General features: G+C 61.0%; 18 protein-coding genes. 9 read left to right on the top strand and 9 right to left on the bottom strand.

Annotated features, from left to right (window positions below):
• The first annotated feature begins 3 nt into the window (after window positions 1-3).
• Together J5Y06_RS06550 and J5Y06_RS06545 are read left to right on the top strand one after the other, a co-directional pair.
• Window positions 4-1,653, top strand: a complete 1,650-nt coding sequence (locus J5Y06_RS06550) for an AMP-binding protein (protein WP_209334210.1) — start codon at window positions 4-6, stop codon at window positions 1,651-1,653.
• 79 nt (window positions 1,654-1,732) lie between these two features.
• Window positions 1,733-2,440 carry a TetR/AcrR family transcriptional regulator gene (locus tag J5Y06_RS06545; protein WP_209334209.1) on the top strand — a complete coding sequence of 236 codons (708 nt, stop codon included), beginning with the start codon at window positions 1,733-1,735 and terminating at the stop codon, window positions 2,438-2,440.
• Between the two features lie 177 nt (window positions 2,441-2,617).
• Here the strand turns inward: J5Y06_RS06545 and J5Y06_RS06540 are convergent, their stop codons facing one another.
• Window positions 2,618-3,073: a MarR family winged helix-turn-helix transcriptional regulator gene (locus J5Y06_RS06540; protein WP_245247586.1), complete on the bottom strand. Its 456-nt coding sequence runs from the start codon at window positions 3,071-3,073 to the stop codon at window positions 2,618-2,620.
• 167 nt (window positions 3,074-3,240) lie between these two features.
• Here J5Y06_RS06540 and J5Y06_RS06535 point away from each other — a divergent pair, with 167 nt between their 5' ends.
• The 3 genes from J5Y06_RS06535 to J5Y06_RS06525 are packed head-to-tail and all read left to right on the top strand — an operon-like array spanning window position 3,241 to window position 5,007.
• Window positions 3,241-4,017 (top strand): VOC family protein, encoded by a 777-nt coding sequence (locus J5Y06_RS06535; protein ID WP_209334208.1) that lies wholly within the window; start codon window positions 3,241-3,243, stop codon window positions 4,015-4,017.
• A 40-nt stretch (window positions 4,018-4,057) separates the two neighbouring features.
• Window positions 4,058-4,531: a VOC family protein gene (locus J5Y06_RS06530; RefSeq protein ID WP_209334426.1), complete on the top strand. Its 474-nt coding sequence runs from the start codon at window positions 4,058-4,060 to the stop codon at window positions 4,529-4,531.
• Entirely contained in the window at window positions 4,531-5,007 is a 477-nt protein-coding gene (locus J5Y06_RS06525; protein WP_209334207.1) for a GFA family protein, read from the top strand. Before J5Y06_RS06530 ends, J5Y06_RS06525 begins: the two co-directional genes overlap by 1 nt.
• Here the strand turns inward: J5Y06_RS06525 and J5Y06_RS06520 are convergent.
• The 5 genes from J5Y06_RS06520 to J5Y06_RS06500 form a co-directional block, all read right to left on the bottom strand.
• Entirely contained in the window at window positions 5,004-7,367 is a 2,364-nt protein-coding gene (locus tag J5Y06_RS06520) for a putative bifunctional diguanylate cyclase/phosphodiesterase (protein WP_209334206.1), read from the bottom strand. The two genes, J5Y06_RS06525 and J5Y06_RS06520, sit on opposite strands and share 4 nt — an antisense overlap.
• Before the next feature lie 25 nt (window positions 7,368-7,392).
• Complete coding sequence (locus J5Y06_RS06515) at window positions 7,393-7,851, bottom strand: putative pterin-binding protein (RefSeq protein WP_209334425.1); 459 nt, start codon at window positions 7,849-7,851, stop codon at window positions 7,393-7,395.
• Between the two features lie 185 nt (window positions 7,852-8,036).
• Window positions 8,037-11,219 (bottom strand): efflux RND transporter permease subunit, encoded by a 3,183-nt coding sequence (locus J5Y06_RS06510; RefSeq protein WP_209334205.1) that lies wholly within the window; start codon window positions 11,217-11,219, stop codon window positions 8,037-8,039.
• Between the two features lie 108 nt (window positions 11,220-11,327).
• On the bottom strand, window positions 11,328-12,509 hold the full coding sequence (locus J5Y06_RS06505) for an efflux RND transporter periplasmic adaptor subunit (protein WP_209334204.1): 1,182 nt from the start codon (window positions 12,507-12,509) through the stop codon (window positions 11,328-11,330).
• 191 nt (window positions 12,510-12,700) lie between these two features.
• Window positions 12,701-13,489 carry an alpha/beta hydrolase fold domain-containing protein gene (locus tag J5Y06_RS06500; RefSeq protein ID WP_209334203.1) on the bottom strand — a complete coding sequence of 263 codons (789 nt, stop codon included), beginning with the start codon at window positions 13,487-13,489 and terminating at the stop codon, window positions 12,701-12,703.
• A 134-nt stretch (window positions 13,490-13,623) separates the two neighbouring features.
• On the opposite strand from J5Y06_RS06500, the gene J5Y06_RS06495 reads away from it, so the two are divergent.
• Window positions 13,624-14,577: a LysR family transcriptional regulator gene (locus J5Y06_RS06495; protein ID WP_209334202.1), complete on the top strand. Its 954-nt coding sequence runs from the start codon at window positions 13,624-13,626 to the stop codon at window positions 14,575-14,577.
• 90 nt (window positions 14,578-14,667) lie between these two features.
• On the opposite strand, the gene J5Y06_RS06490 is transcribed toward J5Y06_RS06495, so the two are convergent.
• Together J5Y06_RS06490 and J5Y06_RS06485 are read right to left on the bottom strand one after the other, a co-directional pair.
• Window positions 14,668-15,510 (bottom strand): sugar phosphate isomerase/epimerase family protein, encoded by an 843-nt coding sequence (locus J5Y06_RS06490; protein ID WP_245247584.1) that lies wholly within the window; start codon window positions 15,508-15,510, stop codon window positions 14,668-14,670.
• The gene (locus J5Y06_RS06485; RefSeq protein ID WP_209334201.1) at window positions 15,494-16,339 is read right to left on the bottom strand and encodes a phosphogluconate dehydrogenase C-terminal domain-containing protein; all 846 of its coding nucleotides are present in this window, start codon (window positions 16,337-16,339) and stop codon (window positions 15,494-15,496) included. Before J5Y06_RS06485 ends, J5Y06_RS06490 begins: the two co-directional genes overlap by 17 nt.
• 210 nt (window positions 16,340-16,549) lie before the next feature.
• On the opposite strand from J5Y06_RS06485, the gene J5Y06_RS06480 reads away from it, so the two are divergent.
• From J5Y06_RS06480 to J5Y06_RS06470, 3 genes are all read left to right on the top strand, one after another.
• Window positions 16,550-17,512, top strand: a complete 963-nt coding sequence (locus tag J5Y06_RS06480; RefSeq protein ID WP_209334200.1) for a TRAP transporter substrate-binding protein — start codon at window positions 16,550-16,552, stop codon at window positions 17,510-17,512.
• Between the two features lie 130 nt (window positions 17,513-17,642).
• Complete coding sequence (locus J5Y06_RS06475) at window positions 17,643-18,062, top strand: TRAP transporter small permease (protein WP_245247583.1); 420 nt, start codon at window positions 17,643-17,645, stop codon at window positions 18,060-18,062.
• 3 nt (window positions 18,063-18,065) lie between these two features.
• On the top strand, window positions 18,066-19,334 hold the full coding sequence (locus J5Y06_RS06470) for a TRAP transporter large permease (protein WP_209334198.1): 1,269 nt from the start codon (window positions 18,066-18,068) through the stop codon (window positions 19,332-19,334).
• A gap of 48 nt (window positions 19,335-19,382) precedes the next feature.
• Here J5Y06_RS06470 and J5Y06_RS06465 read toward each other — a convergent pair whose 3' ends face one another.
• On the bottom strand, window positions 19,383-20,642 hold the full coding sequence (locus J5Y06_RS06465) for a ribulose-bisphosphate carboxylase large subunit family protein (RefSeq protein ID WP_209334197.1): 1,260 nt from the start codon (window positions 20,640-20,642) through the stop codon (window positions 19,383-19,385).
• Window positions 20,643-20,681 lie beyond the last annotated feature (39 nt).

Genomic DNA, 20,681 nt, shown 5'->3' with positions numbered 1-20,681 from the left:
GCCATGGCTGTTCCAAACCGCTGGGGCGTCCTCCCGGATGCCGAAACGATTGCCCGGAACCGGTCTTCGGGTGTTTGGAACGGCCGCACGATCGTGCAGGACCTGCGGGAGATTGTGGCGAAGACGCCAAATCAGGTCCTTTGGGTCGAAGGCGCCCACGAACTCACCGCCCAGCAAGCACTCGATCAGGGCGAAGCCTTTGCATCGCACCTCCATGCGCTTGGCCTGCGCGAAGGGGACGTGGTGAGCTTCCAGCTTCCGAACTGGACGGAATCCGTTGTCGTGGATGTCGCATGCGTGCTTCTGGGCCTCGTGATCAATCCGGTCGTGCCCATCTATCGCGACGCGGAACTCGCGATGATCCTCAACGACTGCCAAGCAAAGGCGCTGATCATCCCCGCCGAGTTCCGCAGCGTGCAGCATGCCGAGATGATCGAGCGCTTGTGGCCGAAGCTGCCGCATCTCAAGCATGTGATCGTGGCGCGGGGCGATCCATCAACGACCATGCACCGCTTTGAAGACATGATGACGCCTACCGGAGACCCGGTACCCTGGCCGGAGCAAAAGCCGGAAGCGGTGAAGCTCATCATGTACACGTCCGGCACAACTGGCCGGCCGAAAGGCGTGTTGCACAGCCACGAAACCATGGCCCGCTCGCTCTACAACTGCTTTACCCATTGGAGCCTCAAGCCGGGCGACTGGTGCTTGATGCCTTCGCCCGTCACCCATGTCACTGGGTTTGGCAACGGCATCGAAATGCCGCTGGTGATGGGGACGCGCACTGTGTTCATGGAGCGCTGGAACGCCGACGAAGCCGTGGCGCTGATCGATCGCTACGGCGTCCGTTATACTGTTGGTGCGACGCCATTCTTGGCCGAGCTTGTCACTGCGGCGCAAAAGGCGGGCTCGCAGTGCCGAAGCCTATCCACGTTTGCTTGTGGCGGCGCGGCCGTTCCACCGGCCCTGATCCGCCGCGCCAACACGACCTTCTCCCAGGCCTGTGCATTCCGGGTCTATGGTTCCACCGAATCTCCTGTCGTGACGCTGGGCTTTCGCGGCCCCGACACGGCTGAGGTTTCCGCTGATACCGATGGCGAGATCGTCGGCTACGAGGTGCGCTTCGTGGACGAGGCCGGTGACGACGTGCCCGAAGGCGCTGAAGGTGAAATCCTCGTGCGGGGTCCGTCACTTTACCTCGGCTATGCCGATCCGCGCGACCGCGAAACGGCAAGCGATCCGAAGGGTTTCTTCCGAACCGGCGATATCGGCAAGCGGGTGAATGAGAACGGCATCCTCGTCACGGGCCGCAAGAAAGACCTGATTATCCGCGGTGGCGAGAACCTGTCGGCCAAGGAAATCGAAGATGCCTTGCATCAGCACGAGGCAATCCGCGAAGCAGCCGTGGTGTCCATGCCCCATGTGCGGCTGGGGGAAACCGTGTGCGCTTATATCATCCCCGCTTCGGATGCTCGCCCGACCACGAAAGATTTGGCCGTCTTTCTTGAAGACAAGGGGATGGCCCGACAGAAATACCCCGAACGTGTGGAGTACGTGGACGATCTGCCGCGAACCACGTCCGGAAAAGTGCGCAAAGACCGGCTTCGGGCCATGATTGCCGAACTTGTTGCACAGGAAAACCCAGCCGCCACTTGATGCCTTCGGAAACGCCATTATTGCAGATCTTGCCCGGACAGTGTTCGGTCCCCGAAGAACACGCGCGAAGGGAAGCGGGTTGGCAATAAGGCGAGAGCTTGAAACACCGAAGGGCCTCCAGCGCCGGCGGCGTACGCCTTCCCCGGCACAGGTCCAGCGCAATATCGAAACGCGCCAAAAGCTGATCGAGGCGGCGGCGCATGTGGTGGGCGAACATGGTTATGCCGGCTGCTCGATTTCGCGGGTGACAGCGCGGGCCGGCGTTGCGCATGGAGCCTTCTATCTCCACTTCAAATCGCAGCAGGACCTGTTCGACGTTCTCCTACCGGAGGTGAGCCTCGGGATGCTTGCAGCCATCGCGCAGGCCGTGCGCGGCGCCGAAACGCTGGAAGACATGGAGCGGCGCGGCATCACCGCCAACATCGATTACCTCGTGAAGAACCCGTTCGCCTATCGCGCGATGTATGAGGCCAGCCATTACGCGCCGAAAGCGTTCGCGCGGCACAACGAGATCATCATGCAGGGCTATACGCGTTCGTTTCGCCGCCTGCTTGGCGACAAGGCACCCGATCAAAGTCAAATCGACGAACTCACTGCAATTCTCGTGGGGGCACGCGCCTATCTTTACATGCGCTTCAGCGAGAATGGCGCGGAAATGAAGCCGCTCGATCCCGATCTTCTGGATCGCTACGTCAGCTTCGTTTCGGCTGGGATGAGCGAGGTATTGGGTGTGGATGCAAAGGCAAGGTATCAGGCCTTCGAAACCGCCCGCACAAAAACGGGATGAAGAGCTGAAGCGGCTGGTCTGGCGCGAGAATATCTGTTGAAACGGCCTTCAGAGGCTCGCTGTCGTCAATCCCCCGGGCGAGACCAAGTCGCGGGCTTGGCGAACATTGGATACCCCTTTCGGGTTACCGCCGCAGGTTAGGAGCCCTCACTCTCACGCGATCTCATCTCCGCCTCATCAGGTCTGACTCAGAAGCGCGTTGAGGTCAGCCCGCAGGCGGTCGGCGGAGCCAGGCGCGAGCGCGCTTTCGATATCCCGATGTGTTTTCGTCCAGATAGGGACGGCCCTTGCCAAGACGCTTCGGCCCTTTTCCGTCAGCAGGAGGCGGCGAGCGCGGCGATCTTCCCGGTCGGACCGCACCTCAATCAAGCCATCGCGCTCCAGCGGCTTCAGGTTCGCCGTAAGGGTGGTGCGGTCCACCGCCAGAAGCTCGGCCACGGATCCGAGTGTGGGCGGCTCCGGGCGGTTGAGCGACATCAGAAGCGAGAATTGACCACTCTTCAGACCCAGCGGCCGCAGCGCTACGTCGAAGCGACGCGCGATGATCCTGGCCGCGCGCTGCGTGTGCAGGCACAAGCAATGGTCGCGGACGAAAAGCGTCGTTTCGAATGAAACAGCATCAGCGCTTGGCATTTCACTGGACATCATGACCCATATATGTTGATATCAACTTAGTTGTTCAAGATGGCCTCGAAGGTAGAGGCGCCGTGTACGGGGACGCGCTTCAGCCGGGTGCCCTTATAGCAGCCGGCTCATGAACGTGGCCTTCCGGCTTCGCGAAGCCACAGGGGGGATGACAGATGACGAACAGGCAAGGAACGCCAATCTGGTACGAACTGATCTCAGCCGATGCAGGCGCGGCCGAGCGCTTTTATGGCAGCGTGCTCGGCTGGTCCTTCGAGCGCATGCCTGCGGGACCAGACGTGGATTACCGCGTTGCAAGCGTCGGCACTTCGAGCGTTGCGGGATTGATGCATCAGCCTGACGGTCAGGAAATGCCCCTGCGCTGGCTGATCTATTTTGGCGTCGAGGACGTCGACCAAAGTGTCCGCGCCGCGGAACAGGCCGGCGCGTCGGTTCATGCTCCGCCGACCGACATTCCCGAGGTCGGGCGCTTCGCCTTCCTCGCCGATCCGCAGGGCGCGCTGTTCTACGTGATGCGCGGGGCGAGCGAGGAAAGCAGCCGCGCCTTCCAGTGCGGCGACAGCGTTCCGCAGGGCCACGCCGTCTGGAACGAACTCACGGCGGCTGATCCAGACGCTGCGCTGTCCTTCTACAACAGCCTTCTCGGGCTGCGCCGTGAAGGCGGGATGCCCATGGGAGACCTTGGAGAATACAGCTTCATCCACGCGGGATCGGACTGCATTGGCGCTGTCATGGGCGAGGTGCCGAATGGCCGCCCTGGCTGGCTGGTTTATTTCTCTGTCGATGACATCGACGCGACCTTGGACCGGGTGAATGAAGCCGGCGGGCGGCCGCTCCAAGGACCTGACGAAATCCCCGGCGGCGTCTTCTCGCTGATCGCCGAGGACAATCGAGGCGCTCGCTTCGGCCTCGTCGGACCGCGCATCCGCTGACGTGCGGGAACGGGTTCCAGCAAAAGGACGCGCAATGACCATGGCCAAGAACACGATCTGCATCTGGTACGACAACGACGCCGAGGCCGCCGCCCGGTTCTACGCCGATCTCTTTCCTGACAGCGCGGTGAAGGCGGTTCATCGCGCTCCGAGCGACTATCCGTCCGGCAAGGCGGGCGATGTGCTGACGGTGGACTTCACTGTCGTGGGCGTCCCCTGCATGGGCCTCAATGGTGGCGCCGCCTTCAAGCAGAGCGAAGCTTTCTCCTTTCAGATCGCCACCGACGATCAGGAGGAAACGGACCGCTACTGGGACGCCATAGTCGGCAACGGCGGGCAGGAAAGCGCCTGCGGCTGGTGCAAGGACCGATGGGGCGTTTCCTGGCAAATCACGCCTCGCGCGCTGACCGACGCACTGGCCGCTGGCGGCGCGGAGGCGAAACGCGCGTTCGAGGCGATGATGGAGATGAAAAAGATCGACGTTGCCGCAATCGAGGCCGCGAGGCGCGGTTGATGCCCGCTCCTGACCCTGCTTCCGAGGCGGAAATCCTGCGCGAAGGCGGCTGCAAATGCGGCCGCCTTCGCTACCGGGTCTTTGGGCAGCCACGGGCCGTCAACGCTTGTCACTGCCGCGATTGCCAGCGCCTCACCGGGTCAGCCTTTGCCGTCAATGCCATGTTCGCGACGAGCGCTGTCGAGGAACTGGGAACAACATGGACGGACGCGGATCGGGTTGGGATCGAACCGGGAAATCGACAATGGCGATGCGTTGATTGCGGCGTGCTGCTTTATGCGGACCATCCCCTGTTCGGGGACGCAACGCGGTTCATTCGGGTCGGCACCTTGGATGAGGGCCGCGAACTTGAACCCGACGCCCACTATTTCGTGCGAAGCAAGCACCCTTGGGTCGTGATTCCGCAGGGCGTGCCGCGGTTCGATACGCTGCCGGATCGACCTGTGATTGGAGGTCAGGACGTCAGGTGCCGCTAGCCAAGCGCTGGCGCAAGAAGCTCCTTCTGCCTCGGGTAAGTGAACTGGAGGTCTCCGGGCAGTCGCGCTCGGGCGAACAAGAACCCCTGCACTTGCGAACAGCCGAGTTGCTGAAGCAGGTGCAGTTGCTCATCGGTCTCAACGCCTTCGGCTGTCGTTTTGATGCCGAACCTGCCGCCGAGATCCACGATCATCTCCACAACCGCTGCCGCATGCCCCCCGGCAGGAAGGTCGCGGATGAAGGTTTGATCTATTTTGATCTTGTCGAAGGTGAAGCGGGAAAGATAGCTCAGGGATGAGTACCCCGTTCCGAAGTCGTCGAGCGCGATCCGCACTCCCATTTCCTTGAGCTGATTGAGCGCCGCCAGATTGAGATCGCTGGCTTCCAGTAGAACAGACTCCGTGATCTCGAGTTCGAGCCGCTGCGGCAAAAGACCTGAACGCGTTAAAGCCTTCAGAACCTTCAGAACGACATTACCCTGTCGAAACTGGACCGGCGAAAGGTTCACCGCCACGAAAAGGTGGTTCGGCCACTTGGAAGCCTGGAAGCAAGCCTGCTCCAAGACCCATTCCCCCAACTGTTCAATCAGACCGATTTCCTCGGCAAACGGGATGAATTCGGCGGGTGAAACATACTCTCTACCCTGTCGCTTCCAGCGCAGCAGCGCTTCAAAGCCAGCGATCTCCAGGGTTTGGGCGTCAAGGAGAGGCTGGTAGTGGAGCTCCATCTCACCCCGCGGCAAGGCCTCGCGCAGGTCCGCTTCCAGCGCTTTTCGTTCGTGGAGCCGAGCTTCCATTTCCGGCGCGAACAGGCAGACCCGGCCTCGACCATCAGCCTTGGCCTGATACATGGCGAGATCGGCATGCTTCAGCAGTTCCTGCGGATTGCAGGACGCTTGCCTCTGATGCGCAATGCCAATGCTTCCGCTCAGGACGATCTCGTGTCCATCGACCATGTAGGGTTCGGACAGGACGGACAGCACCCGCTTGGCGATGGCGACAGTGTCTTCGGCGGAGCAGCTGGGCGGCATCAGTATGGCAAATTCGTCGCCGCCAAGCCTTGCGACACTTCCAACTTCCGGAATGGCACGCAGACGGTCGGCGACGCATTTCAGGAGCTCGTCACCGAAATGGTGGCCCAGAGTATCATTGACCTCCTTGAAGCCATCGAGATCTAGCAGCAGGATTGCCACGATCTCGCTTGAACGTCCGGAGCGCAAACAGCGTGCTCGCAGCTGCTTGCGCAGCAACACGCGGTTTGGAAGGTCCGTGAGGGCGTCATGGTGTGCCATGTGGAGCATGTGAGCTTCCGCCTGCCGCCGGACGCTGACATCCTCATAAGTTGCGAGCCAACCACCGTCGGAAAGGGGCTCATGAGCGACCGAGAACGAGCGGCCGTCACGGAGGTCTTTGGTGAACGACCCTTTCTCGTGGCGCTGGATGAGCCGCATCTGTTCTTCGTAGAGTTCCTGCAGAGCTGAGGGTTCGGACGTGCGGCGCCCGACGGCCAGGGCTTCGGATAAGTTGGTGCCCGGCTGCAACCGGCTGTCGGGGCCCAGTAGCGCCTCGAAGCGCTTGTTGAAGACGACGAGCTGCCCCCGATGATCGCAGGTGCACAGTGCCTGGGACATGTTGTTGAGGGCGGCGTCGAACCTCTGGTTCTGCATGCCCACGACGCCATTGCTTTCCTGCAGCTGCGCCGTGGTTTGACTGAGTTTTGTGTGCGCCTCCTTCAACAGCTTGTTTTGCCGCACAAGCAGTACAATCAGAACGATGCCGCAGATGATCAGGCTCCACGCAAGCCCGGTAAAGAGCATGTGCAGGCGCCCCAACTCAGCCTTGTCCCCTGCAGCACGAGCAGCACCGTAGTTGGCTGCACGGGAAGCCATGGCCACCATCTCGGCGTTCATGGGCTGGAGCGTGCGCAAGGTTGCCGCTACATCAAACCCGGCTCCTTCAGCCATGATCCGTGCATCGGCAGCCTCAAGAGCTTGGCGGAGCTGGGCAATCACCTGTTCGTTTTTGGGCTCGTTTCTCACGAACTGGCGAAGGCTCCGGCCTGCGCCGAATTCAGCCGCATGTCCTTCTTCAAAGATATCCAGGCGGCTGAACATGATGTCGAGACGCAACTGCACCTCATCGAAGCTCGTCCGGCTCTCGGGGAGAGCGTAGGAAGCGAGCGTCAGTTGAAGGCGGCCAAACTCAGCCAATGCCTGGCTGACCGTCCAGACCGCATTGTAGCGCGAGACCTTCTGGAGAGCGGCTTGTCGATCAAAGATGACGATCGAAATGTAACAAGTGACCACCACGAAGCAGCAGATCACGACTGCAAGGAGCCGCTGGACGATTTTCAGGGACATCAAACGTCGTTCCTGATCGCGATCTTCACTGAACGGTCAACTTGGCAACTTGCCAAGCGGAACGACCGAAATAGATCTGGGACTGGAGTTCAGTGTCGCTGTCGTAGGGATAGACGATGAACAACGGTCCTTTGTTGCGGACCGACATGTACTCCCCGTCGCGCATGAGGGCGAGGATCACACCAAATCGGGCAAAGTCGTCGATGGGGATGGTGGTGACGTAGTCGTTGAGCGCGACGGCCGTAACAGACTTGCCTCGGGCACCGACCACCTCCATCAGCTTGTCCATGCGAACGCCGTCAAAGCGGGCGACGCCATCAAACCACGGCGTCTTGGTGGAGATACTCTCAAAGCCAAGCGCTTCCAGCATGCCGCGGTCGAAAACAGCGGCTTCTCCGGCGTTGATGTTCGTAATCGCGCCTGAGATCGTGAGGATCGGAACACCCTTGGGGGCGTCAAGCGTGCCTGAAATGGCAGGGACCATCAGGAACAGGAAACCCAACCCCGCGCAAACAACTCTTGCGATTATCCGGCTCATCGGCGCCACTGATCCCATGTGTAAAGCCGATCATGGCCGCTCGGCCCTAAGGGTTTGTGAACACCCGGCCCGATCGCCCGCAGAGGAATCGCCGGCAGAGGCATACACAAGCATCACTGCGGACTCCGCTGTCACTCGGCCGGCAAGGCAGCGCCGGCCGCTCCTCCTGCATGCTGGCGCAGCGGCCGGCCGCCTGTCAGCAAGCGCGCCAGGACATAGAAGACCGGCGTCATGAAGATGCCGAAGAAGGTGACCCCAATCATCCCGGAGAAGACGGCAACGCCCATGGCTGCGCGCATTTCTGCACCGGCACCGGTCGAAATCACCAGCGGCACGACGCCCATGATGAAGGCCATCGACGTCATCAGGATGGGGCGCAGGCGAAGCCGGCTCGCTTCGACGGCAGCCTGCAAAGGCGTTCGGCCCTCGAATTCCAGCTCACGCGCAAATTCCACGATCAGGATCGCGTTCTTTGCCGATAGTCCCACCAGCACCACCAGGCCGATCTGAGTGAAGATGTTGTTGTCGCCGCCCGTCAGCCAGACGCCAGTCAGCGCCGCCAGCACTCCCATCGGCACGATCATGATGATGGCGAGCGGCAGTGTCAGGCTCTCGTATTGCGCGGCAAGCACGAGATAAACCAACAGCAGCGCGAGCGGAAAAACAAGAAGGCTGGAATTGCCGGCCAGGATCTGCTGGTAGGTCAGATCGGTCCACTCGTAATCGACGCCGAGGGGCAAGGTTTCGTCGAGGATCTTCTCCATCGCCGCCTGGGCCTGGCCCGACGAATAGCCGGGTGCCGGGGTGCCATTGATGTCGGCCGACAGAAAGCCGTTGTAGCGGGTCGTGCGTTCCGGCCCGGCCGTTTCGTCCACCTTCAAGAGAGCCGACAGGGGGATCATCTGCCCCGTCTGCGAGCGGACCTTGAGGTTGCCGATGTCGTCGGCCTGCGCCCGGAAAGCGGCATCAGCCTGGACACGCACGCTGTAGGTCCGGCCAAAGGCGTTGAAGTCGTTGACGTAGAGCGAGCCCAGATAAATCTGCAGCGTCTCGAACACGTCCGTCACCGACACCCCCAGCTGTTCGGCCTTGGCGCGATCAAGATCGGCATAAAGTTGCGGCACGTTGATCTGGAAGCTCGAGAAGATGCCGGCCAGTTCCGGCGTCTGGTAGGCCTTGCCGATCACGGCCTTGGCGGCTTCGTCGAGCACCTGGTTGCCGAAGCCCGAGCGGTCCTCGATCTGCAGCTTGAAGCCACCCGTTGTGCCCAGACCGTTCACGGGCGGTGGCGAGAAGATCGCGATAAAGGCGTCGTCGATGGCTGCGAATTGCCCATTCAGGGCCATGGCAATGCCATCGCCGGAAAGCTCGGGTGACTTGCGGTTTTCGAAATCATCGAGCACGGCAAACACGACACCGGCATTGGAGCCGTTGGTGAAGCCGTTGATGTTGAGGCCCGGAAAAGCGATCGCATGCTTCACGCCCGGCTGCTTTAGGGCGATATCGCTCATCTGCTTGATGACCGCTTCCGTGCGGTCGAGCGTTGCGCCGTCCGGCAACTGTGCGAAGCCGACGAGATACTGCTTGTCCTGGTTCGGCACGAAGCCGCCCGGAACGGCGTTGAACATGCTGTAGGTCAAGCTTACCAGCGCCAGATAGATCAGCATCACAAGGCTCTTGCGCGACAACAGCCCGCCCACTGTGCGGCCGTAGCCGTTGGAGGCGGCGCCGAAAACGAGGTTGAAGCCGCGGAAGAACCAGCCGAAGGCAAAGTCCATGGCGCGCGTCAACCGATCCTTGGGAGCATGGTGATCCTTCAGGAGCAGTGCAGCGAGCGCAGGGGAAAGGGTCAGCGAGTTGATCGCCGAAATGACGGTCGAGATGGCGATGGTCAAGGCGAACTGGCGATAGAATTGTCCGGACAGGCCGGAGATGAAGGCCAACGGCACAAACACGGCAACAAGCACCAGCGCGATCGCGATGATCGGCCCCGACACTTCCTTCATTGCGCGGTAGGTCGCCTCACGCGGAGCGTGCCCGTTCTCGATGTTGCGCTCGACATTTTCCACCACAACAATCGCATCGTCGACCACGATGCCGATCGCCAGCACGAGACCGAACAAAGTGAGCGCATTCACCGAGAAGCCGAACATGTACATCACCGCAAACGTGCCGATGATGGAAACTGGCACCGCCAGCAGCGGGATGATCGAGGCGCGCCAGGTCTGCAGGAAGACGATCACAACGATCACAACAAGCGCCACCGCCTCCAGCAGCGTGTCGATGACCTTGTCGATCGACGAGCGCACGAACTCGGTCGTGTCGTAGACGATCTCGTATTTCACGCCTTCGGGCATCGCCTGTTGCAACTCGTTCATGGTGGCGCGAACGCTGTCGGCGATCTCGATCGAGTTCGAACCCGGAGCCTGGAGAACCGGCATCGCGACGGCCGGCTTGCCGTCCAGCAGCGAGCGGAGCGTGTAATCGGCAGCACCGAGTTCGACGCGGGCAACATCGCGCAGGCGGGTGATTTCGCCGCTCTCGCCCGTCTTGACGATGATGTTGCCGAACTCCTCGGGCGTTTGCAGGCGCCCCTGCGCGTTAACGTTGAGCTGCAGGCCGACGCCAGGAAGACTTGGTGAAGCGCCAACGGTGCCAGCCGCAGCCTGCACGTTCTGGCCCCGGATGGCATTGGTGATGTCGCTTGCCGCCAGCGAATGTTCCGCCGCCTTTTGCGGGTCGATCCAGATGCGCATCGAATAATCGCCGGCGCCGAAAACCTGAACCTGGCCGACTCCTTCGAGGCGCGCGAGGCGATCCTTGATGTTCAAGGTCGCATAGTTGCGCAGATAGGTCAGGTCATATCGATCGCCCGTGGAAACGAGGTTGACCACCATGATGAAGTCGGGCGAGCTCTTCACCGTCGTGACGCCGAGCGCCCGCACTTCCGACGGCAGTCGCGGTTCGGCCTGAGACACGCGGTTCTGAACCAGTTGCTGGGCCTTGTCCGGATCTGTGCCGAGCTTGAAGGTGACTGTCAGCGTCAGCACGCCATCCGAGGTCGCCTGACTGGACATGTAGAGCATGTCCTCGACGCCGTTGATCTGCTCCTCCAGCGGCGTCGCCACCGTTTCGGATATAACCGTCGGGTTGGCACCTGGATAGACCGCACGAACCACTACCGATGGCGGCACCACTTCAGGATATTCGGAGATCGGCAGCGCCCGCATTCCGAGCAGGCCCGCCACCACAATCAGGATCGACAAGACCGCAGCGAAAACCGGTCGGTCAACAAAGAAGCGCGAGATATTCATTGGAACCCTTTCTGCAGGGCTAAAGGCATGCCGGGTCTCTCTTCGCGGTCAGCTGATCACGAAGTTCGGTCACAAATCTTGGAAGGGCTGGCCGGCGGAAAGAGCCTGTTACTTGGCGGCGACCTGTGCTTCAATTTCCGGGGCCACAAGGACGCCGGGGCGAATGCGCTGGAGTCCGCTGACCACGATCCGATCGCCGGCGGTCAGGCCGCTTTCGACGACGCGCATGCCGTCAACGGTCGTGCCGAGCTCGACGGGACGATAATCAACGGTGTTGGCGTCGTTGACCACGAAAACAAACTTCTTGTCCTGGTCCGTGCCCACCGCCCGTTCGCTGATCAACACCCGGTCTTTGGCCTCCGGCTGCCCCATGCGTAACCGCACGAACTGACCGGGGATCAACCGCCCATCGGGATTCACAAACTCGGCCCGAACACGGATGGTGCCACTCGCCGGGTTGATGTGGTTGTCGACGAACTGCAGCTTGCCGCGGACCGGCTCGGCATCGGCCGCCAGGGTGGCAACCTCGACCGGAATTTGATCAATGGCTGTCACGCCATTGTTCACCGGCAGTTCGGACAGCACACCTGCTGCGAAACCCTCGCTGACGTCAAAGCTCGCATAGATCGGATCGATGGAAACGATCGTCGTCAGTGCTGTTGAAGCGGATCCACCGGCAACGAGGTTTCCGGCGGAAACGTCGATCTTTCCAACGCGGCCGGAAATCGGCGCCGTGATTTGCGTGTAATCCAGATTAAGCTGTGCGACCTTCAAGCTGGCCTGCGCCGACTGGAGGGCAGCAGCCGCATCGCTATATGTGCTTTGCCGTTGCGCCAGATCGCTCTGCGCGATCGTGCTTTTGGCGGCAAGTGCCTTGCCGCGCGTCAGTTCCGTGGCTGCAAGTTCCAGCCTTGCTTCAGCGGATGCGACGAGGCCCTGCGCTTCGGCAACCGCAGCTTTGTAGGGCTCTGGGTCGATGCTGAAAAGCAGGTCGCCCGCTTTCACGAGGCCCCCTTCGCGGAAGTGGACGGAGCGAATGGCCCCGGCAACGCGCGGCCGCAGTTCCACGCGGTCTACGGCCTCCAGCCTGCCAGAAAATTCCTGCCAGGTGGTGACGCTGCGCGTTTCCACAGCGGCGACTTTCACCGGAACGGCGGGCGCTGCAGCAACAGCGGCAGGCGCGGCATTCGCACCGCTGGGCGTCTCGACGTAAAAGGATGCGGCTGCAATCAGCGCAGCCACGCTCAATCCGGTGCCCCACAGGGCCCAGTTCTTGATCTTCGGTGGCATCTTGTTCTCCCGGGCGACAGCGTCGCCCCTTCGTTCAATCGAACGTCGCGATCAGAAATAAAAAAGAAATGGCCCTTAGATCCTGCCTACGCGCTGGGTGGAAAAGCCAACAAGTAACTCATCAGACCTGGTTTCCATCAAAATGAACTTCAAGAAACTAAAAAACTTCTGACGTGGATCAGATTAGCACTTCAACGAACTAACTCCACAAAACTCAAAAACTTCGAGCGAAACGCGGATAGCCACTCTCCGGTGCCTTCCTTGTATAGGCTCGTCCAGCCGCAATCTGCTGGAAAGACGTGCTGAACCACCGTGACATCGCAGGCCACCAGCCGCTGTGCATAGCCGTGCACCTCGTCGCGAAGAGGATCATCCTCCGAGGTGATGACCAGCGCCGGTGCAACCTTGGCCAGTCGCGAACACAGGCAGGGCGCCGCGTAGGGGTGCTGAAGAAAGGAGCCGATATAGCGGCTCCAGCCATCCGACCAGGCACTCCGCATGCCCAGATTGTCGGCCGACCGAAACGACGCACTTGCCATCTGCGGGTCGATCATGGGCGAGAAGAGCATCTGTCCCTTCAAACCTCCTGGAAGAAGGTCTCGCGCCTTCAGCGCCACGCCCGCCGCAACATTGCCTCCCGCTTCGTCGCCGGCCACGAAAAGTGGCGACTTTGCGCTGCCGAACTGCTTGCGGCGCTTGAAGATGTCGTTCAGCGCCTGAAACGCACAATCCATCGCGTTCGGAAACACGTTGCGGGAAACGCTGCCATAGTCGGCCTCCAGAACAACCGCTCCGGCGTCGGCCATCGCCCTGGCAATCGGCCGCTCAGCCTCGCCACGATCCTTGTCGAGAAAGGCACGGCCGCGCAGGTACAGCACAATGGGCGGGACCTTGCTTGTTCTTGCTCCTTCGTAAAGGCGCAGTGGGGCCATTGGCGCCGCCTCGCTGCATGATCCTGTTTTTTTCCAATGCGCCGACATGGTTCCTCCAGGCTCCACCGCTTGCTTCTATGGGTGCTTGCCTGTTGAAGGAAAGATATTATTGTTCCGGCGTGATCGGCAAGTGCACGATTTCGGGCTTCACTATTCGGCTTAGATGAACAATAGAGGCAAAGATGGATCAGTTATCTGCGATGCGTGTCTTCGTGCGGGTGGTGGAAACCGGCAATTTCACCCGCGCAGCCTCCGCACTCAAAATGCCGAAGACAACAGTGACCAACATGGTGCAGGCGCTCGAAACGCATCTGCGCACAACGCTGCTCAACCGCACCACGCGGCGGGTCATGGTGACGACCGATGGCGCGCTCTACTACGAACGCGCCCTCCAGATCCTGTCAGAGATCGAGGAACTCGATGGCTCGATGTCGAACTCCCAAACACAGCCATCCGGACGTCTGCGCGTCGAGATGGCCGGGGCCTTCGCCGATCTCCTGGTCATACCCCATCTCTGTGACTTCCACCAACGTTACCCGCAAATCCAACTGGACATCGGCGTCGGCGACAGGCTGGTGGATTACATTGCCGAGAATGTGGATTGCGCTTTGCGCGGCGGCACGCCGACCGATCAGTCTCTGGTTGCCCGCAAGGTCGGGGAACTGAAGCTGCGCACCTATGCATCGCCTGCCTATCTTCAGAGGTTTGGCTATCCCAAACATCCCGACGATCTCGCCAAGAACCACATCTCCGTCGGCTACCTCAACGCCACGGCCGGACGGGTGCTCACCATGGAGTTCTGTCGTGGCGAAGAAGTTGTCGAGATCGCGCCGCGCTATGCTCTGTCTGTCAATGACGCGCGCTCTTACCTGAACGCGGTTGTTGCCGGCATCGGCATCGGCCAGGTCCCCGGCTTTATGGCGGACGACCTTGTGGAGCGTGGCACGCTGGAGGAGATCCTCCCAGAGTGGGAATGCGAAACCCTCCCGCTCTATATTGTGTATCCGCAGACCCGCCACCTCAGCAACAAGGTGCGGGTCTTTGTGGATTGGCTTGCCAAGCTGGTACAAGGATTGAAGGAGCCCCATAGACTTCGGGATCCTGAACGAAACACGCCACAACCAGTGCTGGCTTGAGCCATCGAGCTAACGCGACGACCCAGGTCTATCATCCGGCCTTGCTCGTGTTTACCAGATCGGCAGTCGCGTTGAGTACTGCCCTCTCCTTCAATCGAGCTGACGCACGAACGCCAGCGAGCGAAGCAAGGAATCCCGCAGTTCAGGCAGGGGCAACGGCTCCGGCCTGCGCGCAGGATCCGCCCTGTTCGGCCGTTCCAGTCGAAGCGGCAGTTCGATGCCCACCGGGAGATCATCAGGAACCAGCTTCCACAGCGCGGCATAATCGATGCTGCCCTCGCCCAATGGCGTGAAGCGCCACCCATTCTCATCGCCCGCTACGTCCTTCAGGTGAAGATGGGCGATGGCCGGCAAAGCCTCGGCGATGTCGTGCTCGGGGCGCCGCGCTTCACGGCTGTAGGTGAAGATGTTGCCGGCATCGTAGTTCAGGCGCACGAAGGGCGATGCGAACCTCGCGACAACCGCGGCTCCGTCCGCACCGTTGCCGATCAGGTCGCCTTCCCCATGCCCGGGATTTTCCAGGGCAAGCGCGACATCGGCCTGTTCGCAAGCAGGCAAAACAGCTTCAATCGTGCGGAAGATCGCATCAGCGTAGCGCTGGGCGCCTGTGTTGGTGATGACATAGCCGGCCCCGATCCGCTCCGCGAAGTCAAGGCGGCGGCGCAGCATGTCGGCAGCTTCGGGCAGCGCCAGATCGAGATGCGCGGACACGGCCACGCTTTTCAGCCCGGCTTCTGCGAGGGCGCGCGCCATGATGCTGGCGCTGGCGGCGCTAAAGGCGTTTTCGTCGAACTCGACATAGCCGCGGATGAAGGCCGGCTCGACGTGAGAAGCGCCGGAAGCGGCGATCTCGTGGATCGCCGCTTCCATGCTGTATCCGTCAAACAGCGCCGTCGATACGGCGATGGGGCGTGGTTCAGGCACCCTTGCCATACACAATCAGCTCTGCCGCTTCCTTCACCTTGGCGGGCGACAGTGCCTCGCGCCATTCGTCGCGCACCACAACGCCCTTGGCAAAGCGCATCAGGCGCAAGGCAGCGTCCGAAGGCACCTTCGGAGAATAGCCGAACCACATGGCGATTTCGACATTCAGGTGGCCGATCAGGAAATCGAGTGCGGCTTCGCGTGGAATTCCGTACTTCTTTTCGCATTCCTCGACGGCTTCAACCATCGTGTCCACGAACGGCATCGCCACCATCTCGGAAAGTCCCGGCTCCAGGATGGCGAGTTGTTCGGTTGTGACGCGGTAGGAGTTGATGATCGGCGACCACATCGCCTTGCAGATCTCCTCACCAAGCGCGTAATGCTCTTCCGGGCCTTGCATGAGGGCGCAGACGATCGACTGCTTGGCCACGCCACCGTGATAATCGCGACGTGCATCCCATTCGGTTTCGTCGTTGAACAGCGGCGGATGACAGGGATGGCCGATAAAGAAGGTCAGATCCGGCCGGTCCTTTGGCAGGTCGCCAGCATAAGGCGCCGCCGCATCAAGGATCAGAAGCATCGTGCCACTTTCGAGCTGCGGCGACAGATCCGCAGCCACCTTGCCGATGATGTTGTCGGGCAGCGCTAGAACGACGACCTGAGCGCCCTTGACGCCTGTTTCTGCGTCGGTGGCCGTGATGCCCGCTTCTGCCAAACGGGAGCGACCTGCGTCGCCGATTTCCACGGCACGCACATCATAGCCTGCATCAACAAGCTTCTTGGTGATGCGGAAACCCATCTTCCCGCCTGAGCCTAGAATCGCGATTGAAGTGGTCAACGTCTCTCCTCCAGAGATAAGGTCATCATATCAGTCAGCTATAAACCTCTGCCCGGATATCGGCAAGCTGCCAATGACAGACCGCCTGCGCCCTTCCGACGGAATTTACAATGGTATGATGAGCTGATAACGGTGGGGAAGCTTCGGCGGGAGGTCGCCGGGGGCTTTTATAAGGACGCGTGTCGCGTCCAAGTTCAGGGAGGAACATTCATGTTGCGACGTTTGATCGCCGCCGCTTTGCTGGCGACCGCTTTCATGCAGCCAGCCTTTGCAGAAACCGTGATCAAGGCCGGCCACGGAACCACAACCGGGCACCCCACGCATTTGGCGCTCGAGCATTTTGCGAAGCTCGTTTCCGAAAAGTCGAACGGCGACATCAAGGTGGAGGTTTATCCAGACCGCCAGCTCGGCGAAGAGCGCGAAATGGTGGAAGGCCTGCAGTTCGGCTCCGTCGACATGGCGGTTGTTTCGACCGGCCCGCTGCTTGCGTTTGCGCCCGATCTCGCCGTGGTTGATCTGCCCTTCCTGTTCAAGGACTCCCAGCATGTTTACCGCGTGCTGGACGGCGACGTCGGCACTGAACTCCTGAAAAGCTTCGAAAGCCGCGGGATTCACGGCCTCGCCTGGTGGGAGAATGGCTGGCGCCACTTGACCGCAAAGAAGGACATTTCCAAGCCGGCCGATCTGTCGGGCCTGAAGCTGCGCACCATGCAGAACCCTGTTCACATGGCCGCCTTCGAGAAACTCGGCGCTTCGCCCATTCCGATGGTTTGGGGTGAAGTCTTCACCAGCCTGGGACAAGGGGTCATCGACGCCCAGGAAAACCCGATCACGGTTATCTACGTGAATTCGCTGTGGGAAGTGCAGAGCCATCTGATGCTCACGGGGCACGTCTACGGGCCGCACGTGGCGCTCTTCAGCAAGATGAAGTGGGACAGCCTGACGCCGGAACAGCAGACGATCATTTCCGAGGCTGCCAAGGAGTCCACCGGCTTCCAGCGCGAGAAATCTGCGGAACTGGAGAAGGAGTATCTCGCCAAGATCAAGGAGAACGGCATGACGGTCGTGGAAGTCGACACCGCGCCCTTCCGCGATGCTCTGCGCGATCTCGCCGCCACCCAGCAGAACATCAAGCCGGAAATGCTCGAGCGCATCAACGCGGCCGCGCAGTAAGATCGCTTCAAACAGCGCGGCTTCGCGTCGCGCTGTTTTTCTGCCAGGAACCAGGGAGGCGACCATTCGTCAGGTTTGGTCATGGATTGAGCGGCTGGCGCAGGCAGTGCTCATCTTTGGGATAGTGGTGATGACGCTGGCCTGCCTTGCGCAGGTGTTTTCGCGCTATGTCCTGCACAATCCTCTCAACTGGACCGAGGAACTCGCGCGCTTCGTTTTCGTCTGGGTCAGCTACCTTGCTGCCTGGCTCGCCTGGAAGTACCGCGGGCACATTGCCGTGGATGCCGTCACCTATACGGGCAACGCGGCGCTGATGCGGGCCTCGATGCTTCTGGTGGAAGCGCTGCTTTTGGCCCTTTTTGCCTACACGTTCTGGACAAATCTCGGCTTGATCCAGCTCGCTGCGAACCAGCCGTCGCCCGTCCTGAACATTCCCATGGGCTATGTTTATGCGGGGTATAACGCCATGGCGCTGCTCATCGTCGGCGACATCCTCGTGACATGGCTCACCGGTCGGCGCGCCATCTCCCCCGAACACGGCGAGGCCTGATCCATGGCACTCATTCTTGGCCTCGGCTTCATCGCCCTGTTGCTGATCAATGTTCCGGTGTCCTTCGCACTGATCATCGCGTCGCTCGCTGCCATCACGTATGGGGGCATTCCGCCGATGCTGGTTGGCCAGCGCATGACCGCCGCGATCGACAGTTTCATCCTGCTTTCCGTGCCATTCTTCCTGCTAGCCGGTCACTTGATGTCGAGGAGCGGTATCGCGCGTGACATCATGAACCTGGCGAATGCCCTGCTTGGTTGGATGCGTGGCGGCCTTGCCCACGCTTCCATCGGCGGCGGCACCATCATGGGCGGCATGACCGGATCCGCCGTTGCGGAGGCTTCCTCCATCGGGGGCGCAATGATCCCCGAAATGATCCGCGCCGGCTTTGACCGCTCCTTCGCAGCGGCGACCGTGGCTTCTGGCTCTTTGATCTCCGTTTTGATCCCCCCTTCGGTACCGCTGATTATCTATGGCGTCGTCACGGGCGCATCCGTCAGCCGCCTTTTTGTGGCAGGCATCTTGCCCGGTCTGCTGATCGCGGCCGCCTTGATTGGAACGGCATGGCTCATCTCGGTTCGAGCCAAATATCCCAGAGGCCCCTTCCCGACACTGCGCTCTTTTTGGGCGGCATTGCGCTCCAGCATCTGGGGTTTGATCATGCCGGTAGTGATCATCGGCTCGATCCGCTACGGCATCGCGACACCGACGGAAGCCTCCGTCATCGCTGTCGTTTATGCCTTGATCGTCGGCATGGTGATCTACCGCACCATTGCCTTTCGCGACCTTCCTCGCATCGTTCTCGACGCCGCAGTCACCACGGGCATCGTGATGCTCCTGATCGCCGGCGCTACACTCTACGGCCTGATCATCACCCGCGAGCAGATCCCGCAGTCCGCCGCGCGCATGATCCTGGAAATCACCAGCAGCCCCGAACTGCTGCTTGTGTTGATCCTGATGGTTTACCTGATAGCCGGCGCCGTTCTGGACCTGGGCGCGGCGATCATCATCCTGGTGCCCGTGCTTTATCCGCTTACCCAGCAGGTGGGCATCGACCCGATCCACTTCGGCATCGTTACCGTCATGGGACTGGCGATCGGCTTGATCACCCCGCCTGTCGGTGCGAGCCTGTTCGTGACATGCGGCATTGCCAGGGTAAACCTGATGCAAGGGTCAAAGGCCGTGCTGCCCTTTGTGGTCGCACTTACAGCGGTGACCCTGCTTGTGATCCTGGTGCCAGGCATTGCTACTTGGCTTCCGTCACGCATGTGAGGATCGTCCGGAAGAGCCGGCGGCACCTGTACCGCCGCCGGCCTTTATTCAGCCAAAGGACGCAAGTGCCGCCTTCAACGCCGGGTGATTGGCCGCATAATCGTGCGCGGAAACGCCTTCCTTGGCGGCCTGGAACGCTTCATGAATTGAGCGCACCCCGGCTTCCACGCCATCGGGATGGCCGATGATGCCGCCACCCGCGCAATAGATCAGGTCGTCCGAGCCAAGCTGACGGAAGGTGTCACCGGCTTGCACCGCCGACTGCGCTGAGGAAAACACGGGCATCACCGTGCAGGGCTTGCTTGTCAGCATGGGCGTCAGGCACCCACGCGCTGAAGCCATCACGCTTTCGTCCGGCTCACAGAACTTGTTTTGAAGTCCGTTGACGTGCAGATGGTCCACACCTGCCAAGCGCCAGAACTTCTGGTAGGCCAAGTAGCTCATGCCCAGAACCGGTGCGCGGTCATAAACGCCCCAGCCGGCACGATGCCCATGCAGTGCGACGCGGGAATGCTTGCGGATCTCGATCACGCCGGACAAGCCGACGGAATTCAGCACCAGCATGGCGCAGGTCCCGCCGCGGCGTTCGATCAGGTCAAGCTGGCGGCGCATCGCATCGAGGTCGCCAGAAATGTTGGCCGCGTACATCGCCTTGCGGCCGGTGCGATCGGCGTGACGATCGATTACGGCCATCACCTTCTCGAAGCGCTCGGCAAAAGGCGAATGGGGCGGATCGCCCATCAATTCGTCGTCCTTGATGAAATCAAGGCCCGCGCCGATCATGCGGTCGGCGAGTTCGGCGGTGGCATCCGGCGTCAGCCCAACGCTCGGCTTGATGATGGTGCCGACAATAGGACGATCGCGTACGCCGGTGAGCACCCGAGTGCCTTCGACGGCAAATTGCGGGCCTGCGTAGGCCGCCCCGAAAGGTTCGGGAATTTCGAGGGAAAGGAGCTTTAGCCCGGAGAAATGATGGAGTTCGAACAGGTTGCCGAGCACGGTCGACCACAAGGTTGCAAGGCTCGCCCCCACATTCTCGAAGTTCCAGGAAATGGTGACCCGTGCGCGCTGCGGCAGCCGCGATCCACCAGTCTTCGGCGGCCTGGCGTGAGGCAAGGAGGGCTGCTCCACCTCCTCCAGCGTCTCGATCGCTTCAACACGCGCGCCGAAGCGCTCCAGCAGTTCCGGCGTTTCTCCCGGCATGGTTCGGAACGTGCCGCTGGATTGTTCGCCAGCCATCGCCGCCGCCGCCTGTTCCGGTGGGTAGCGCGTTTCAATGAGGTAGGATGCGACGATGCGTTCGGACATGAGCTCCTCCAGATGCTGAAGTAGCGCCTACCACTCACC

Source organism: Tianweitania sediminis (assembly GCF_017813335.1).
In the GTDB taxonomy this organism is placed as follows: domain Bacteria; phylum Pseudomonadota; class Alphaproteobacteria; order Rhizobiales; family Rhizobiaceae; genus Tianweitania; species Tianweitania sediminis.
Note: the sequence above shows the minus strand (reverse complement) of the source record. Positions and strands in the feature narration are given on the sequence as shown.

Bases quoted from the DNA above. Each gene is read 5' to 3' on its own strand.
- J5Y06_RS06550 (WP_209334210.1), top strand. From the start codon at position 4: ATGGCTGTTCCAAACCGCTGGGGCGTCCTCCCGGATGCCGAAACGATT.
- J5Y06_RS06540 (WP_245247586.1), bottom strand. From the start codon at position 3,073: ATGCCAAGCGCTGATGCTGTTTCATTCGAAACGACGCTTTTCGTCCGC.
- J5Y06_RS06535 (WP_209334208.1), top strand. From the start codon at position 3,241: ATGACGAACAGGCAAGGAACGCCAATCTGGTACGAACTGATCTCAGCC.
- J5Y06_RS06530 (WP_209334426.1), top strand. From the start codon at position 4,058: ATGGCCAAGAACACGATCTGCATCTGGTACGACAACGACGCCGAGGCC.
- J5Y06_RS06525 (WP_209334207.1), top strand. From the start codon at position 4,531: ATGCCCGCTCCTGACCCTGCTTCCGAGGCGGAAATCCTGCGCGAAGGC.
- J5Y06_RS06520 (WP_209334206.1), bottom strand. From the start codon at position 7,367: ATGTCCCTGAAAATCGTCCAGCGGCTCCTTGCAGTCGTGATCTGCTGC.
- J5Y06_RS06515 (WP_209334425.1), bottom strand. From the start codon at position 7,851: ATGGTCCCTGCCATTTCAGGCACGCTTGACGCCCCCAAGGGTGTTCCG.
- J5Y06_RS06510 (WP_209334205.1), bottom strand. From the start codon at position 11,219: ATGAATATCTCGCGCTTCTTTGTTGACCGACCGGTTTTCGCTGCGGTC.
- J5Y06_RS06505 (WP_209334204.1), bottom strand. From the start codon at position 12,509: ATGCCACCGAAGATCAAGAACTGGGCCCTGTGGGGCACCGGATTGAGC.
- J5Y06_RS06500 (WP_209334203.1), bottom strand. From the start codon at position 13,489: ATGTCGGCGCATTGGAAAAAAACAGGATCATGCAGCGAGGCGGCGCCA.
- J5Y06_RS06495 (WP_209334202.1), top strand. From the start codon at position 13,624: ATGGATCAGTTATCTGCGATGCGTGTCTTCGTGCGGGTGGTGGAAACC.
- J5Y06_RS06490 (WP_245247584.1), bottom strand. From the start codon at position 15,510: ATGGCAAGGGTGCCTGAACCACGCCCCATCGCCGTATCGACGGCGCTG.
- J5Y06_RS06480 (WP_209334200.1), top strand. From the start codon at position 16,550: ATGTTGCGACGTTTGATCGCCGCCGCTTTGCTGGCGACCGCTTTCATG.
- J5Y06_RS06475 (WP_245247583.1), top strand. From the start codon at position 17,643: ATGACGCTGGCCTGCCTTGCGCAGGTGTTTTCGCGCTATGTCCTGCAC.
- J5Y06_RS06470 (WP_209334198.1), top strand. From the start codon at position 18,066: ATGGCACTCATTCTTGGCCTCGGCTTCATCGCCCTGTTGCTGATCAAT.
- J5Y06_RS06465 (WP_209334197.1), bottom strand. From the start codon at position 20,642: ATGTCCGAACGCATCGTCGCATCCTACCTCATTGAAACGCGCTACCCA.